This window comes from Flagellimonas cixiensis (assembly GCF_042134615.1).
Taxonomy (GTDB): domain Bacteria; phylum Bacteroidota; class Bacteroidia; order Flavobacteriales; family Flavobacteriaceae; genus Flagellimonas; species Flagellimonas cixiensis.
On sequence record NZ_CP169639.1, the window covers coordinates 1,100,037 to 1,117,267 of the forward strand.

Annotated in this window: 17 protein-coding genes; 11 read left to right on the forward strand and 6 right to left on the reverse strand. The window is 40.0% G+C overall.

Translation table 11 applies throughout. From position 1 onward, the window contains the following. Position 1: 1 nt before the first annotated feature. A complete protein-coding gene (locus ABT310_RS04850; RefSeq protein ID WP_375325619.1) occupies positions 2 to 730 on the reverse strand; it encodes a polyprenol monophosphomannose synthase in 729 nt (242 codons plus the stop codon). Between the two features lie 120 nt (positions 731 to 850). On the opposite strand from ABT310_RS04850, the gene ABT310_RS04855 reads away from it, so the two are divergent. From ABT310_RS04855 to ABT310_RS04865, 3 genes are read left to right on the forward strand one after another with little or no spacing between them, the layout of a single operon-like run. Continuing rightward, positions 851 to 2,509, forward strand: a complete 1,659-nt coding sequence (locus ABT310_RS04855) for an ArnT family glycosyltransferase (protein WP_375325620.1) — start codon at positions 851 to 853, stop codon at positions 2,507 to 2,509. Further along, positions 2,506 to 3,162, forward strand: a complete 657-nt coding sequence (locus tag ABT310_RS04860; protein ID WP_375325621.1) for a DUF4271 domain-containing protein — start codon at positions 2,506 to 2,508, stop codon at positions 3,160 to 3,162. The genes ABT310_RS04855 and ABT310_RS04860 overlap by 4 nt, the downstream gene beginning before the upstream one ends. Before the next feature lie 6 nt (positions 3,163 to 3,168). After that, complete coding sequence (locus tag ABT310_RS04865) at positions 3,169 to 3,912, forward strand: uroporphyrinogen-III synthase (RefSeq protein ID WP_375325622.1); 744 nt, start codon at positions 3,169 to 3,171, stop codon at positions 3,910 to 3,912. Positions 3,913 to 3,966: 54 nt separating this feature from the next. Here the strand turns inward: ABT310_RS04865 and pckA are convergent, their stop codons facing one another. After that, a complete protein-coding gene (gene pckA / locus ABT310_RS04870) occupies positions 3,967 to 5,583 on the reverse strand; it encodes a phosphoenolpyruvate carboxykinase (ATP) (RefSeq protein ID WP_375325623.1) in 1,617 nt (538 codons plus the stop codon). A 72-nt stretch (positions 5,584 to 5,655) separates the two neighbouring features. Beyond that, positions 5,656 to 6,039 carry a DUF423 domain-containing protein gene (locus tag ABT310_RS04875; RefSeq protein ID WP_375325624.1) on the reverse strand — a complete coding sequence of 128 codons (384 nt, stop codon included), beginning with the start codon at positions 6,037 to 6,039 and terminating at the stop codon, positions 5,656 to 5,658. 79 nt (positions 6,040 to 6,118) lie between these two features. On the opposite strand from ABT310_RS04875, the gene ABT310_RS04880 reads away from it, so the two are divergent. From ABT310_RS04880 to ABT310_RS04895, 4 genes are all read left to right on the forward strand, one after another. Then, entirely contained in the window at positions 6,119 to 7,492 is a 1,374-nt protein-coding gene (locus ABT310_RS04880; protein ID WP_375325625.1) for a saccharopine dehydrogenase family protein, read from the forward strand. A gap of 48 nt (positions 7,493 to 7,540) precedes the next feature. Then, complete coding sequence (locus ABT310_RS04885; RefSeq protein ID WP_375325626.1) at positions 7,541 to 8,011, forward strand: Lrp/AsnC ligand binding domain-containing protein; 471 nt, start codon at positions 7,541 to 7,543, stop codon at positions 8,009 to 8,011. Between the two features lie 36 nt (positions 8,012 to 8,047). After that, positions 8,048 to 8,368, forward strand: coding sequence for a hypothetical protein (locus ABT310_RS04890; RefSeq protein ID WP_375325627.1), 321 nt, complete (start codon positions 8,048 to 8,050; stop codon positions 8,366 to 8,368). Between the two features lie 114 nt (positions 8,369 to 8,482). Continuing rightward, a complete protein-coding gene (locus tag ABT310_RS04895; RefSeq protein WP_375325628.1) occupies positions 8,483 to 9,001 on the forward strand; it encodes a ferritin in 519 nt (172 codons plus the stop codon). A gap of 66 nt (positions 9,002 to 9,067) precedes the next feature. Here ABT310_RS04895 and ABT310_RS04900 read toward each other — a convergent pair whose 3' ends face one another. The 3 genes from ABT310_RS04900 to ABT310_RS04910 all read right to left on the reverse strand — a co-directional run bounded on the left by ABT310_RS04900 (position 9,068) and on the right by ABT310_RS04910 (position 14,366). After that, positions 9,068 to 9,769: a zinc metallopeptidase gene (locus tag ABT310_RS04900; protein ID WP_375325629.1), complete on the reverse strand. Its 702-nt coding sequence runs from the start codon at positions 9,767 to 9,769 to the stop codon at positions 9,068 to 9,070. 93 nt (positions 9,770 to 9,862) lie between these two features. Further along, entirely contained in the window at positions 9,863 to 10,963 is a 1,101-nt protein-coding gene (gene ald / locus ABT310_RS04905; protein WP_375325630.1) for an alanine dehydrogenase, read from the reverse strand. A gap of 286 nt (positions 10,964 to 11,249) precedes the next feature. Further along, positions 11,250 to 14,366: a leucine--tRNA ligase gene (locus ABT310_RS04910; protein ID WP_375325631.1), complete on the reverse strand. Its 3,117-nt coding sequence runs from the start codon at positions 14,364 to 14,366 to the stop codon at positions 11,250 to 11,252. Positions 14,367 to 14,454: 88 nt separating this feature from the next. Here ABT310_RS04910 and ABT310_RS04915 point away from each other — a divergent pair, with 88 nt between their 5' ends. From ABT310_RS04915 to truB, 4 genes are all read left to right on the forward strand, one after another. Then, a complete protein-coding gene (locus ABT310_RS04915) occupies positions 14,455 to 15,333 on the forward strand; it encodes a cell division protein FtsX (RefSeq protein WP_375325632.1) in 879 nt (292 codons plus the stop codon). 101 nt (positions 15,334 to 15,434) lie between these two features. Then, positions 15,435 to 15,692 carry a DUF3098 domain-containing protein gene (locus ABT310_RS04920; protein ID WP_375325633.1) on the forward strand — a complete coding sequence of 86 codons (258 nt, stop codon included), beginning with the start codon at positions 15,435 to 15,437 and terminating at the stop codon, positions 15,690 to 15,692. A gap of 1 nt (position 15,693) precedes the next feature. Next, positions 15,694 to 16,488 (forward strand): undecaprenyl-diphosphate phosphatase, encoded by a 795-nt coding sequence (locus ABT310_RS04925; protein ID WP_375325634.1) that lies wholly within the window; start codon positions 15,694 to 15,696, stop codon positions 16,486 to 16,488. A gap of 25 nt (positions 16,489 to 16,513) precedes the next feature. Continuing rightward, positions 16,514 to 17,209 carry a tRNA pseudouridine(55) synthase TruB gene (truB, locus tag ABT310_RS04930; RefSeq protein WP_375325635.1) on the forward strand — a complete coding sequence of 232 codons (696 nt, stop codon included), beginning with the start codon at positions 16,514 to 16,516 and terminating at the stop codon, positions 17,207 to 17,209. Positions 17,210 to 17,231 lie beyond the last annotated feature (22 nt).

Below are 17,231 nucleotides of genomic sequence, written 5' to 3' on the forward strand. Positions count from 1 at the left end.
ACTAAAAGGTCTTTTTAAAAAATATGCTTCTAAATTTCATGGCTACCACGCCAAAAATAGCTTCTCGAATAATGGAAGAATTCATTTTGGATTTTCCATTGACACGATCGGTAAAAATAATGGATACTTCCTCTATTTTAAATTTCTTCAGGTAGGCCCTGTATTTCATTTCAATTTGAAATGCGTACCCAATAAATCGAACATGGTCCAAGTTGATGGTCTCCAAGACCCTTCTGTGATAACATACAAATCCTGCTGTTGGATCGTGCACTTTCATTCCTGTGATAAATTTCACATAAAATGAAGCGCCATAGGACAATAATATCCTGGCCAATGGCCAATTGACCACATTCACACCCTTTTTGTAGCGCGAACCCACCGCCACATCTGCGCCATTGAGGCATGCTCGGTGCAAACGGGAAAGGTCGTCTGGGCGGTGCGAAAAGTCGGCATCCATCTCAAAAATATATTCATACCCCCTTGCCAAAGCCCATTTAAATCCATGAATATAAGCGGTACCTAATCCTGATTTTTCCTTGCGCACTTCCAAAAATAATCGGTCTGTAAACTCCTCTTGCAGGTCTCTTACGCATTGAGCAGTACCATCGGGGGAATTATCATCCACAATAAGAACATGGAAATCCTTTTTTAGGTCGAAAACCGCTCTAATTATCGCTTCAACGTTCTCAATTTCGTTAAAGGTGGGTATAATGACCAAGCCATCTGCCATTCGCACGAGTTTAGAATTTCAAAAATACGGTTTTCTAGATTGTCTTCGCAAGTTGCTTTGACCCACCCGTGTATGCACTGGTGCAATATTTGTAACTTTACCCATTAAAATCCAATTTTGATGTCTCAAAAGTTTCCCAAGCTTTTTTTAATATTACTGGCAATTCTTTTTGTACTCAACCTTATACAAGCTTCGGTTACCGAGCTTATTTTTGATGAGGCGTATTATTGGTACTATGCCCAAGATATGGCTTGGGGTTATTTCGACCACCCTCCTATGGTGGCATTTTTAATCAAAATCAGCAGTTTGTTTTTTGATGGCGAACTAGGAGTTCGATTTATGAGTTGCGTGCTATCGGCGGGCACCTACATTTTACTATGGCTACTTGTGGACAATCCCAAGAAAAAGGATTATGTGGTACACTTTTTCCTATTGGCTTTCTCTTTCACATTAATGAATGCCTATGGGTTTTTAACCCTGCCAGATACACCGCTTTTATTTTTTACGACGCTGTTTCTGTGGTTGTACAAGCGTTTTTTAAAGGATGAATCACTCACCACCACACTTCTATTGGGAGTGGTTATGGCAGCGCTCATGTACAGCAAATACCACGCTGTTTTGGTAATTCTGTTTGTGTTCCTATCCAATTTTAAACTCATTTTTAACAAGAAGGCTTGGCTTGCAGTTGTTTTGGCCTTGATTTGTTACGCCCCCCATTTTTGGTGGCTCTATCAAAACGATTTTGTCTCCATCACCTTTCACCTTTACGAACGACCCAATCAGGCCTACAAATTCGATAGCTTTACCCTAGGTTTCTTTTTGAATTTATTAGTAATTATTGGACTGTTGTTTTATTGGATTTATGGTGCACTTTTCAAATTTAAGGCCACCGATAAATTTTCAAAGGCCTTGGTGTATTTGATCTATGGGGTTATTGTGTTCTTTTTTATCTCCAGTTTTAACAGACGAGTTCAGGCACAATGGACCATTGCGATATCCATTCCATTGATGATTATAGCCTATAATCGCCTGCTGACACATCCGAAAATGCGAAAATGGGTGTTCCGTATCGGTATATTCAGTGCTGTTTTATTACTATATGCCCGTGCATGGATGGTGTATCAACCTTTATTTCCCTTCATTTATGAAACCCATGGCAATAAAACATGGGTAAACGAACTTCATGAACAAACTGGTGACACACCCATTGTTTTTGAAAATTCGTACCGGCGTTCACCAATGTACCAATTTTATGCAGGGATAACCACCTTTTCTTTGAACAATGGATTCTATCGCAAGAATCAATATTCCATAGATGGTTCGGAGGAAAAAGTTAGAGGCAAAGAAGTAGTCTACGTTTCTATTTATTCCAAGTTTGGCGATGTTTCCTTTGAACATGCTGATGGAACCAAGGGGTATGGAAAATACATTGACAATTTCCAATCATACCGAAATATAAAATGCATTGTGGAAAAGACAAGTGAAGGTGTGGGGTATCAATTAAAAGTTTACAATCCCTATTCTTTCGATATTGATTTAAGTGATTTAAAATACACCATTTCGTATTCCAATCCTTATAAACAAGTGCAAGAAATGCTTCCGTTGAAAGTAAAAAAGATGGATAACGAACCTGCTGTTTTAAAATCAAAAGACACCCTGGATTACACTTTTGAACTGCCCCTATCCAAAATGGAAAATCCATCGTATTTTAGGATAGGAATTTCGGAGCATGGTTTACCACCCGGTCTCAACGGAAGACCTATCAAAATAAAGGAATGAACCCCATAGAAAAAACAATTTTATCTCTTGATTGGATAACCTTGGTGTTATTTGGTGCATTAGTGCTTTTGGCTTTGGGAAAGTATTTGAACCATTCCAAGTTCCTCAACTTTATCATCCTTCCCTTTAACGACAAGTATGTACTGTTCCATAGCAAAAAAGGACAATTATTCGATTGGTTTCAGTTTTTATTGACGCTCTTTCAGATTTTGAACCTTGCCTTATTTATTTTGATCGTGCTTCATGTTTATGGGGTATTGGAAAATGAAATGGAAGCACGGACCTACTTTATTGTTTTTGGGGCCTTGTTCCTGTTCGAGTTCTTAAAATCTATATTACAATTGTTCACAGGCTTTGTGTTCAACAATACAAAACTCATTGGCGGGCTCATTTTTAATAAAATCTCATATCTTAATTTTAGTAGTCTGGTGGTCGCAATTGCCAATATTTTATTGGTTTATATTTTAAAGGATTCAAAAACAATCATATACGGAACGTTTTTCCTGTTTATTGTGATTAATGGTATTGGTATCCTCAAACTACTGAAGAACCATCAAAATGCACTGTTCCCGTATTTTATATATTTTATTTTGTACCTTTGCACACTCGAAATTGCGCCCTTGGTGTTAATTGGAAGCTTTATAAAAGGTTGAAAACTTATGAAAGTAAAAACAATTTTGGTTTCCCAACCAGAACCCAAAGTCGAAAACTCGCCTTATTCAAGATTAATTGAAAAAGAAAAAGTTAAAGTAGATTTTAGACCTTTCATCCATGTTGAAGGTGTTGAAGCCAAAAATGTAAGGCAACAAAAAATTGACCTGAACAACTTCACCGCAATCATCCTAACCAGTAGAAATTCTGTAGATCACTTTTTTAGGATTGCCGATGAAATGCGCTTCAAGGTACCCGATTCCATGAAATATTTTTGCCAGTCTGAGGCCGTAGCCTACTACCTGCAAAAATACGTGGTGTACAGAAAGCGAAAAATCTATGTTGGGAAAAGAACTTTCCCTGAGCTTATTCCTTTAATTAAAAAGTATAAGGACGAAAAATTTCTTTTGCCTTCTTCCGATGCCCTAAAGCCTACTGTGCCGATTGCTTTGGATGAACTTGGCGTGAATTGGACTCGCGGTATTTTTTACAAGACCGTTATCAGCGACCTTTCCGATTTAAGAAATGTGTATTACGACATTTTAGTGTTCTTTAGCCCTTCTGGAATTGAATCATTGCTGAAAAACTTTCCAGATTTTGAGCAAAACAACACTAGAATAGCAGTGTTTGGAAACAGTACTGTTAAAGCTGCAACTGAGGCAGGTCTTCGAATCGATATTCAAGCCCCGACCCCGGAAACTCCATCCATGACGATGGCTTTGCAGAAATACATTACCAGTGTAAACAAGTAGAAAATATAATTATTGGATATTAAAAAACCCCAGCAAATGCTGGGGTTTTTCTTTTTAGAAAGCATATCGTTGGGGTCCCCCGCGTCGAATTTCTTCACTGGCAAAAGCTTCAAACTTTTTAAAGTTTTCCCTGAACGCGTTGGTGAGTTTAAAGGCCGTGGTATAATAAGCCTCATCATTGTTCCAAGTTGCCCTCGGACTCAACACTTCTTTCGGAACGCCTGGACATTCCCTTGGCTGCGCCACTCCGAATACGGAATGGATATGGTATTTGTCATATGAATACAATCCAAGCTCACCACTAAGTGCCGCACTGATCATGGCTCGCGTATATTTTAGTTTCATTCGGGTTCCTACGCCATAAGGACCCCCGGTCCAACCCGTATTTACCAACCAGACATCTACCCCTGATTCTATCATTTTTTTGCTCAACATTTCAGCATATTTGGCTGGATGTAGTGGCATAAACGGTGCACCAAAGCAGGCCGAGAAAGAGGGTTGTGGTTCCACAACGCCAGCTTCGGTACCAGCTACTTTTGCAGTATAGCCCGATATAAAATGATAGGCTGCCTGGGCTGGCGTTAATTTGGAAATGGGAGGCAATACCCCAAAGGCATCTGCCGTAAGAAAAAAGATGTTCTTCACATTCTTTCCTATGGATGGTATTTGAATATTTTCAATATGATCAATGGGATAGCTTACCCTTGTGTTTTGAGTAATGGACGTATCGGAGAAATCCACTTCTCCTTTTTCATCCATGATCACATTCTCCAAAATGGCACCTTTTTTAATGGCGCCATAAATTTCCGGCTCCTTTTCTGCCGAAAGGTCAATTACTTTGGCATAGCATCCACCTTCAAAATTGAAAACCGTATTGTCTGGAGTCCAACCATGTTCGTCATCTCCAATCAATTTGCGATTTGGATCAGTGGAAAGGGTGGTTTTTCCTGTACCAGAAAGTCCAAAGAAAATTGCGGTATCGCCTTCTTCACCCACATTGGCAGAGCAGTGCATGGGCAAGGTATTTTTAAACACGGGCAAAATAAAGTTTAGGGCAGAAAATATTCCTTTCTTAATCTCACCAGTGTAACCCGTACCTCCTATGAGTGCCACCTTTTTGGTAAAGTTCAAAATGGCAAAATTGTGTTGACGTGTTCCATCGACTGCAGGGTCCGCTTTAAATCCAGGTGCATTTATTACGGTCCACTCAGGAGTAAAATTCTCAAGCTCTTCTTCCGTTGGCCTTAAAAACATGTTGTAAGCAAACATATTGGACCATGGGTATTCGTTGATGACCCTAATATTTAATTGGTAATCTGAATCTGCACAAGCATAGGCGTCGCGAACAAATAATTCCTTCTCATTTAAATAATCAATGACCTTATTTTGCAAAGCATCAAACTTATCGCTATCAAACGGAATATTGATATCACCCCACCAAATTTTATCTTCAGTGATGCTATCTTTTACAATAAATCGGTCTTTGGGTGAACGGCCCGTAAATTCTCCCGTGTTCACAGCCAAAGCTCCTGAATCGGCTTCTTTTCCCATACCCATTTCAATGGTCAGGTCCTGAAGTTCGTCCGGCGAAAGTTGATAATGAACGTTGTTATGGTCTATGCCATATGAAGTCAGCGAAATCGTTTTCGTAATTTGAGCAGAGTCCTTCATTGTTTAGCTTTTATGTTGGTACAAAACTAGAAAATATTACCTTTTTGACCTTTTAATTAAGGCTAAATTGAATCATTTATGGGTTAAAATGTGGTATCCTGAATAAACCCATCCTAAAATCATGAATAACCCTCCGATTGGTGTTAAAAAACCGATGATTTTAAAATCCAAAGTCGTTAACTCATTCATTGCCAATAGATAAATAGAACCAGAAAAGAGAATCACACCCATCATAACAAATATAAACACCAACTTTTTTGACTTGTCTGCAATGCCTGTCCACAAGCCAACAAAAAGCAAAAACAGGGCGTGGTACATTTGATATCGAACACCTACTTCAAACGTTTCTATAGCATCTTTGTCCACCAATTTTTCCAATCCATGTGCGCCAAACGCCCCTAGAATAACAGCCAACAGACCCAATGTAATTCCAGTCAATAAAATTGTTCTGTTCATAACTTTATAGTGATGTTTTTTTATAAATATAACATTTTGATACCTTAGTAATCTCTAAACTCAAAAGTAAGCAAAACCCATGGTCCGTACTATTTTGGTGATTGGAGCAGGCAAATCGACCTCCTATCTTTTGGATTATTTTCTTAAAAATTCAGATGCAGAACAACTACATATTAAAATTGGCGACCTGCATCCTGAACATATCCCAGATATGTTTTCCAACCATGCCAACTGCACCGTGTTTACGTTGGATATTTTTAATGAGGAACAAAGAAAAAAAGTCATTTCAGAAGCCTCGATTGTAGTTTCCATGCTACCTGCCAGTTTACATATTAAGGTTGCCGAAGATTGCCTTCAATATAAAAAACACCTCATAACAGCTTCCTACGTAAGCAAAGAGCTAAAAGCTTTGAATACTGAAGTTAAAAAGAACGGTCTCGTTTTTATGAATGAAATAGGTCTGGATCCAGGTATTGACCACATGAGTGCTATGGAAGTGATCGACCGAATTCGGGATGCTGGCGGAAAAATGATATTGTTCGAGTCATTTACGGGTGGTTTGGTCGCACCTGAAAGTGACACGAACCTTTGGAATTACAAATTCACTTGGAACCCAAGAAATGTAGTTTTGGCCGGACAAGGAGGCGCCGCAAAATTCATACAAGAAGGCACTTATAAATACATTCCTTATCAAAAGTTGTTCAGGAGAACAGAGTTTATGGAGATTGAAGGCTACGGAACTTTTGAGGCTTATGCCAATCGAGATTCACTCGATTATCGTGAAGCTTATGGTCTACAAGATGTACTTACCTTATATCGTGGCACCATGCGTAAGGTCGGTTTCTCAAAAGCGTGGCAAATGTTTGTGATTCTAGGGATGACAGATGATAGTTACACCATCGAAAACTCGGAAGGTATGTCCTATCGAGAATTCGTCAATCTATTTCTTCCGTATTCCCCAACTGATTCAGTGGAACTCAAGTTGAGGCACTACCTTAAAATAGATCAGGACGACATTCGCTGGGGTAAATTATTGGAATTAAACCTTTTTGATGCCACCAAGAAAATACCATTAAAAAATGCCACTCCCGCACAGATGCTGCAATACATTTTGGAGGATAGTTGGACGCTCCAACCCAATGAAAAGGATATGATCGTAATGTACCACAAGTTTGGCTACGAGTTAAATGGCGAAAAGAAACAAATAGATGCCAATATGGTGGTCACAGGCGAAAACAGAACTTTTACCGCCATGGCCAAAACGGTCGGTTTGCCCGTAGCTATGGTCACCCTTCAAATTTTAAATGGAAAAATTACCACGCCGGGGGTGCAAATCCCGATTAGCAAGGAGGTATACCACCCTATCCTAACCGAATTAAAATCGAATGGTATTAATTTTAAAGAGTATGAAGTACCCTATTTAGGCTACAATCCAGATTCTGTGGCAAGTTAGTTTCTGACAGATTTTCAATACCTTTAGCTTCAGATTAAAATCAGTAGTGTGAAAAACAATAACAATTCCGTAAAGATTGATGGTATTGACAAGAAAATTCTAAGGTATTTGATGGAGGATGCCCGTAAACCCATTTTGGAAATTGCGAGAAACATTGGCATCTCAGGCGCTGCCATTCACCAACGTCTTCGAAAATTGGAAAGTTCTGGGCTTTTGGCAGGGTCCAAATTTGTGATCAACCCAAGGGTTTTGGGATACACTACGATGGCCTACATTGGTATTTTTTTGGATAAAGCCATGGCCAACCCACGTGCAGTAAAGGATTTGGAAAAAATCCCTGAAGTTTTGGAATGTCACTATACCACAGGAAACTGGTCGATACTGATAAAAGTGCTTTGCCGCGACAACGAGCACTTAATGCAGGTCTTGAACAAAAAAATTCAACAGATAGAAGGTGTTTCGCGAACTGAAACCTTCATCTCCCTTAATCAACAAATAGATAGACAGATTCAAATTTAATTTGTATTCAATCTAAATAAACATTATTTTTGGACCATGGAACTTATCTATCAGTCCAAATATTATACGTTATACCAGGCCGCGAATGAGCGTCGGTTCTATATTGATTTTGGTCAAAAGACCATCCCTATGAATTTGTGCCAGCTTATAGCACTGCGTCACAAGGTTATGTCCATTTCTATTGAAGACCATTTTGACAGTGACCTCCACAAACACGGTTTTGAGGTGTTATTACTTTGTAATAAAGAGCATCTTTTTGTTCTAAACACCTTAGAAATTATAGACCTAAAAGCGTTGGTACTTCACGGATTCTGTGCCTTGGGCATCGCTGCCACCAAGCAAACCGTTACCCTTTAATTCCGTCATAATCTTATCTTTATTCAGTCTTAAATTCCTTATAAATAGGGCGTTTGACTTAAAAATGCGCTCAATATTGCGTACCTTTAAGGTATAATTATTAGACATTTAACTATGAAAGATATTGCTAGACAAAGCATGAGCATAAAAGTGGAATCTATGGATATGCTCAATGGACAGATAAAAATGGAAGCCCATGCCTCTGCCGTTTATTTGGCGATGGCATCTTGGTGCGAACAAAATGGATATTTCACCAGTGCAAAATTCTTCTTCAAACAAGCGGAAGAGGAACGTGAGCATATGATGAAAATCTTCAACTTTTTAATAGACACGGGCGGAAGTCCTATTTCTCCGGAGATTTCAAATATCAACCATGATTATTCCTCTATTGTGGATGTTTTTGAAAGCACCTTGGAGCATGAAGTAAAAGTGACCACATCCATTCACAATATCGTTAAAAAAGCACGTGAACTGGGCGATATTACCACAGAAAGATTCTTGGACTGGTTTGTAATGGAACAAGTTGAAGAAGAAAATACAATTCGAGATATCTTGGATATGATTGAAGTTACTGGTACCGAAGGTGTCGGCCTTCAAATGATTGACAATCAAGTAGCGAACTGGATTGACTAGTCAATTCTGAAAAGTCATGAAAAAAGGGGCCAATAGGCCCCTTTTATTTTTATAAAGATTCGCGAATTAATCTCTTCCTCCGAAAACTTGTAATGCCCAATACATTAAAGACGCCAGTGCACCCAAAGCAGCCACCAAATAGGTTCTAGCAGCCCATTTTAAGGCATCCTCTGCACCTGAATATTCTTCTTGGGTCACCATATTTTTTTGTTTGAGCCAAACCAGGGCTCGTTTACTGGCATCGTACTCTACCGGCAGTGTAATAAAACTGAACAAAGTTGCAAATCCCATCATGATCAATCCGGCAACGGCTATATAGAAACCTATACCTCCTGCCGCCCCAGTAGCTGCCATTAAGGCGATACCACCAAATACCACCCAAGTGGACATTCCCGAGCTAACACTTACCACAGGCACCAATTTGGAACGCATGGTCAACCATTCATAGGCTTGTGCATGTTGCACGGCATGACCACATTCGTGCGCAGCCACAGCCGCTGCAGAGGCATTCCGCTGGTTGTACACACCCTCACTAAGGTTTACGGTCTTGTTTTTTGGATTATAGTGGTCTGTCAACATCCCAGGGGTCGAAATTACCTTTACATCCCTGATTCCATGGTCGTCCAACATTTTTTGGGCAATCTCGGCACCGCTCATTCCATTCCGTAGATGCACCTTGGAATATTTCTTGAACTTGCTCTTCAATTGATTGCTCACCAACCAACTTACCAAAGCAATTCCACCAATCAATATATAATATGTCATCATAGCTTTATCGTCTTTTAGGTATTATAAATATACCATAATAAAGCAAAAACCCCGCCAAAATATGGCGGGGCCGATTAACTGTCAAAATGTTAGTTACACTAGAACAGGTTCCCATTGAAAGGCTTCTGCTATTTCCTTATAAACTACTTCTCCCTCAACGATATTTAAACCTTTTTCGAGAGATTTATCGAGCTTACAAGCACTTTGCCATCCCAAATTAGCCAATTTTAGCACATAGGGCAGTGTTACATTCGTCAAGGCAACAGTAGAAGTATAAGGCACTGCCCCTGGCATATTGGCTACACAATAGTGGACCACATCGTCGATTATGAAAACGGGATCCTGATGGGTTGTTGGTCTGGTAGTTTCAACACATCCTCCTTGGTCTACGGCAACATCAACGATGACCGTGCCCGGATGCATATCCTTAAGCATGTCCCTAGTGATCAAATTAGGGGCTTTTGCACCTTTCAACAGTACACCACCTATAATAAGGTCGTGTGTTTTTATATATTTTCTGATATTAAATTCGTTTGAAAAAGCGGTGATTACATGACTTGGCATAATATCGTTCACATAACGAAGACGCTTCATGTTCACATCCATTACGGTTACTTGAGCTCCTAGGCCCGCTGCCATTTTTGCAGCTTGTATCCCAACGGTACCAGCTCCCAATACCAACACTCGGCCCGGTGACACCCCTGGAACACCGCCCAAAAGGACTCCTTTTCCCTTAACAGGTTTCTCCAAATATTTGGCTCCTTGCTGAATGGCCATTCTTCCTGCCACCTCAGACATTGGAGTCAATAATGGCAATGAACCATCTTCATCTTCCACTGTTTCGTATGCAATACAGATGGATTTGCTCTCAATCATGGCCCTAGTCAAAGGTTCACTGGAAGCAAAATGAAAGTAGGTAAAAACGATCTGTCCCCTCTGAATCAAATTATATTCTTCGGCAATAGGTTCCTTCACTTTTACGATCATATCGCTCATGGCATACACCTGTCCGATGGTATCTAAAATAGTGGCCCCTGCCTGTTGGTAATCCTGATTAAAAAAACCACTTCCTTCACCTGCTCCTGATTGCACATAAACGGTGTGGTTGTTCTTTACCAATTCAAAGACCCCGGCTGGTGTCATTCCGACCCGGCTCTCGTTGTTCTTGATTTCTTTAGGTATCCCAACAATCATTTTGTTGCTTTTTATGGTTTCTGGGGTCAAAGTTGAACAAAAAAATCTAAAAACAGAGTATATACTCGACAAAAAACAGGGGTAAAACGATTATATAAGTGTTTTTTAACATTTATACCCCTTTTTTTATAGGGGTAAATTGTTTTTTTAATGTTTTTATAAGACGTACCCCTATTTTTTTAGGGGCTGTATGGTTTAAAAATAAAAAAGCATGCCAATTGGCATGCTTTTCAGGGGCATTTCTATAAATTTCTTAAAAATTCTTGTTTATAATCTCGTTTTGAGACTATCCTACAATATTTACAATTTTTCCGGGGACCACAATCACCTTTTTAGGGGTACGACCCTGTAATTGTTCCTGTGTTTTCTCATGGGCTAAAACTATAGCTTCAATTTCGTCCTTGCCCATATCAAGTGGCAATTCCAATTTAAAACGCATTTTACCATTAAAGGATATTGGATATTCCTTGCTACTTTCCACCAAATACTTTTCCTCAAACTTAGGGAATGGTGCTTCTGCAATAGATTCTGTATGACCCAAACGACTCCAAAGCTCTTCGGCAATGTGTGGCGCATAAGGAGAAACCAAAATCGCCAAAGGTTCCAAAATAGATTTACTCGTACATTTTTGAGCAGTCAATTCGTTTACACAGATCATAAAAGTAGAAACCGAAGTGTTAAACGAGAAGTTCTCGATATCCTCTTCCACTTTTTTGATGGTCTTGTGCAGGGTTTTCAAGTTTTCGGCGGTGGGTTCCGCTTCAGTCACGCTTCGACTACGCTCAGCGTCCGAATCGATAAATGGGGAATAGAGTTTCCAAAGTTTTTTAAGGAAGGAATGTACTCCTGTGATTCCAGCCGTGTTCCAAGGTTTGGATTGCTCCAATGGCCCCAAGAACATTTCATACAAACGAAGGGAATCTGCACCGTACTCCTCACAAATGGCATCTGGGTTCACCACATTGTATTTGGATTTGGACATTTTTTCCACTTCTCGAGAAACTTTAAAAATACCATCCTTTTCAGTTATAAAGACTGAATGCTTATGTTCAGGCCTCCATTTTTTAAAAGCATCAATATCTAATTCATCTGAAGCATTTACCAAAGTAACATCAGCATGCGTCCTAAAATCAACATTAGGTTGAATTACAAGATTTAAATCGATTATTGGAATATTTTGGTTCCCAATAATCTTTAAAAGCCTTGTTTTTTCCTCTTTAGCAAAATCTAAAGCTCTTTTTTTTAATGAATCGCCATCAATCTTATAAGAGGAAGAAATCCATATATTTTTTTTAATATGTTTATCAACAAAATTTTGAGCATCAATAATTTCAATAAAATGTAGATTCTTTTCAAATTCAAAACTTGGTATTAAGGAAGCACTTTCAACAAATGCACTTGTCCCCGTGATCATCCCTTGGTTGATCAATTTTTGGGCAAACTCATCTTTGGGCACATACCCCATATCGAACATAAACTTTTGCCAAAAACGGGAATACAACAAGTGGCCCGTAGCATGTTCGCTACCTCCTATATATAAATCCACGTCTTGCCAATAGTTGATGGCCTCGGGAGAGAAAATAGCGTCATCATTACGCGGGTCCATGTACCTATTAAAGTATTGGGAACTTCCTGCCCAACCTGGCATGGTGTTCAACTCCAATGGAAATACATTGACATTATCGATAAGATCATTGCTAACCACTTCCGCCTTGAGGCGGTCCCATGCCCAAGTGGTTGCGTTGCCCAATGGTGGCTCGCCCGTTTCGGTTGGAAGGTATTTCTCAACTTCAGGTAACTCCAAAGGCAAATGCTCCAAATCAATCATTTGCGGCATACCATCCACATAATATACGGGGAATGGTTCCCCCCAATAACGCTGACGACTAAATACGGCATCGCGCAAACGGTAGTTTACTTTTCCTTGGCCCTGTCCGATGTTTTCCAACTCAGCAATAATTTTCTTCATGGCTTCCTTATAAGGAAGACCATTCAAAAAGTCTGAATTGGCAATAATTGTGCTTTCCTTGTCGGCAAAAGCCTCTTCGGATATATCGACCCCTTCAAAAATGTTAGGGATGTCTATCTTGTAATGTTTTGCAAAATCATAATCGCGTTGGTCGCCACAGGGTACGGCCATTACCGCTCCCGTTCCGTAACTGGCCAATACGTAATCACCAATCCAGATGGGAATTGGTTCCTTGGTAAACGGATGCTCTGCATAAGCACCTGTGAATACTCCTGAAATGGTTTTCACATCAGCCATACGATCGCGCTCGGAACGTTTTGCCGTAGCTTCTACGTAGGCTTCTACCTCCGCCTTTTGTTCTGGCGTAGTGATTTTGGCCACCAATTCGTGTTCTGGGGCCAATGTCATAAAACTTACCCCAAAAATGGTATCGGGGCGGGTGGTGAATACCTCAATTTGATATGGGTGATTGAGCGAAGTCGAAATCACATTCCCTTGTGACTTCTCGACTGTGCTCGAAGTGACATCTTGGTCGCTTCGACTGCGCTCTGCGTCCAATACATTAAAAGTTACTGAGGCTCCTACTGAACGACCAATCCAATTGGTTTGGGAATCTTTTAAGGGCTGAGGCCAATCAATTTTGTCCAATCCGTCCAACAAACGTTGTGCATAGGCGGTGATACGCATGCTCCATTGCGTCATTTTTTTACGAACAACTGGGTGACCTCCACGCTCGGAAACTCCATTCACGATTTCATCATTCGCCAAAACGGTTCCCAAAGCTGGACACCAGTTGACTTCAGTATCCGCCAAATAGGTCAATCTATATTTTAATAGGATTTCTTGCTTTTCCTTTTCAGAAAAACCATTCCAATCCTCAGCAGAGAACACAACAACATCATCATCACAAGCTGCTTCCACGGGTGCATTCCCCTCTTTCTCAAAAATGGAAACCAAGGTGTTAATGTTTTCAGCTTTATCGGATTTCTTATTGTACCAAGCATTGAACAATTGGATAAAAATCCACTGTGTCCATTTATAATATTGTGGGTTGGAGGTACGCACTTCGCGACTCCAATCAAATGAAAAACCAAGTTGATCTAACTGTTCACGGTACCTGTTGATATTATTTTCGGTGGTAATGGCCGGGTGCTGACCAGTTTGAATGGCATATTGCTCCGCAGGCAATCCAAAGGAATCATAGCCCATTGGATGCAACACATTAAAACCTTTGTGCCGTTTATAACGTGAATAGATGTCGGTGGCGATATACCCCAGCGGGTGCCCAACGTGCAACCCTGCCCCAGAAGGGTAAGGAAACATGGACAATGCATAAAATTTGGGTTTTTCAGAATTGTTCGAGGCTTTAAAAGTTTCATTATCTGCCCAATACTTCTGCCACTTGGCTTCAATTTCGCGGAAATCGTAATTCATGTTAATCTCGTTCATTTTCGAGTGCAAAAATAGGTTTAATCCCCTAAATACAATTTACTTTTCTATTTTTACGTACCGATTCCACTTTATGAGTCAATATATTGAACGATACCAGCGAAGAAAACTCATTTCCTCCTACTTTTCCGTTGCCTTGAGCATTGCCTTGGTGCTATTCTTGTTGGGTGTTTTGGGCCTTTTGGTGCTCAATACCAAAAAATTGGGCGACCACTTTAAGGAACAGATCACCATTTCGGTTTTCTTGAAAGACAATGCCAAATTGGTCGAAATTGACCAATTGCAAAAAAGTTTGGCACTGGCCGAATACACCAAATCCGCTGAATATATCTCGAAAGAGGATGCTGCCGAACAGTACAGTGAGGATATTGGAGAGAATTTTGTGGAATTTTTGGGATACAACCCGCTTAAAAATGCCATTGACGTGCACTTAAAGGCGGATTTTGTATCGCCAGAGCAAATTGACACCATCGCTGAGGACATTGCTTCCAAAACGTATGTGGATGAAGTAAGCTACGACAAACCATTGATTTCTCTGCTTAACAACAATGCACGAAAAATTAGTCTTTGGATTTTGGTGGCCAGTGCAGTTTTTATGGCAATAGCGGTTTTACTCATTAACAGTTCAATTCGACTGTCCATTTACTCCAAACGATTTATCATCAAAACCATGCAAATGGTGGGAGCGACCAAAACCTTTATACGCAGGCCATTTATTTGGACGAATATTAAGTTGGGTATGCTTGGGGCCGCGGTGGCACTGATTGGTTTGGGTGTTTTGGTGTATTATATCGACAAAAACTTCCCCGAACTTAACTTAATACAAGATTATATTGTTCTAATCGTTTTGTTTGTCAGCATATTTGGCTTGGGTGTGGTAATTTCATGGGCCAGCACCCACTTTGCCACCCAACGTTTCCTAAACCTAAGAACGGATGATCTTTACTATTAGATGATTAGATACCAGACCGATTTGCTATTGGACACTAGACAACATTTCCTATACTTCTTTCAACAGGTTCATTTTGTGAATCTTTTCTTTAAATTTGCGACATGAGCAAGAAAAATAATAAACAACATAAGGAGTTCGTTTTCCAAAAGAAAAACTACATCTTTCTATTTATAGGCATTGCCTTTATAGCCCTTGGGTTTATTTTGATGAGTGGTGGCGGAAGCGATGACCCCAACGTTTTTAATCCCGAGATCTATAATTTTAGGAGGATTCGTCTTGCCCCTACTTTAATTTTAATTGGCCTTGGCATTCAAGTGTATGCCATTTTGTTAAACCCAAACAAGAAAAACAAGGAGTAATTTGGAATTAATTGATGCTATAATCCTCGGAATCATCCAAGGATTGACCGAATTTTTACCTGTTTCCTCCAGCGGTCACTTAGAATTGGGAAAAGCTATTTTGGGCGCACAGGCCGTCCCTGAAGAAAGCCTGTTGTTCACGGTTATACTTCACTTTGCCACAGCATTAAGTACGATTGTCGTCTTTAGAAAAGATATTCTCGACATATTTAAAGGTTTGTTTCAGTTCAAATGGAACGAGGAAACACAATTTTCATTGAAGATTATCATTTCCATGATTCCTGCTGCATTGGTCGGACTTTTTCTGAATGATTTTATAGAAGTATTTTTTGATGGTGCTATTGTCATCGTGGGCATTATGCTCATCATCACTGCATTTTTATTGTATTTGGCCGATTTGGCCAAGACCACCGAAAAAGGAGTTTCATTTCGAAGTTCTTTTGTGATTGGAATGGCACAAGCCGTTGCCATTTTACCTGGAATCTCTCGAAGTGGGGCAACCATATCTGCAGCCGTACTTTTAGGGGTGGATAAAACAAAATCGGCACGTTTTTCATTTTTGATGGTGGTTCCCTTGATCCTTGGTAAAGTTGCCAAAGATTTAATGGGAGGTGACATCAATTTTCACGGAGATCAAGCTGTTGCCATGGGCGCAGGATTTATCGCTGCCTTTGTTGCCGGACTTGCTGCATGTACTTGGATGATCAAATTGGTACGCCAAAGCAAGCTTACCTATTTTGCCATTTACTGTTTGATTGTGGGACTTATTGCACTTGCCTGGAGTATTTGGGGATAGATTTTTACCTTTGTCGCAAACCCAAATGTCCTTGAACACCGAAGAAGATTTTTTAAACGGTCAAATCTTGTTGATCGACAAACCACTGGAATGGAGTTCGTTTCAGGCGGTGAATGCTTTAAAATGGGCCATCCGTAAAAAGTTCCAACTTAAGAAAATTAAGATTGGACATGCTGGCACCTTGGACCCATTGGCTACGGGCCTATTGATTATCTGCACGGGAAAATTTACCAAAAAAATACCTGAACTTCAAGGTCAAATCAAGGAATACACGGGCACCATTACCCTCGGTGCCACCCGCCCCTCCTACGACATGGAAACGGAAATCAACGAGACATTTCCAACCGAACATATTACTCACGAAGCCATTCACACCTCAACAAATCAATTTTTAGGCGAAATTGACCAAGTTCCTCCTGTTTTTTCCGCTCTTAAAAAAGATGGCAAGCGTTTGTACGAATTGGCGCGGGAAGGTAAAGAGGTGGAGATAAAATCAAGAAAAATTGAAATTTCTGAGTTTGAAATCACCCGAATCGAACTCCCCGAATTAGATTTTAGGGTGGTGTGCAGTAAAGGGACCTATATTCGGTCATTGGCCCACGATTTTGGAAAGGTTTTGGACTCAGGCGCCTATTTATCGGCCCTCAGAAGAACCAAAATAGGTGATTTTAACGTAGATAATGCTACAAGCCCAATGGTTTTCAAAGAAAATTTGGGTTAGAAATCCCATTTCTTGTCCATTT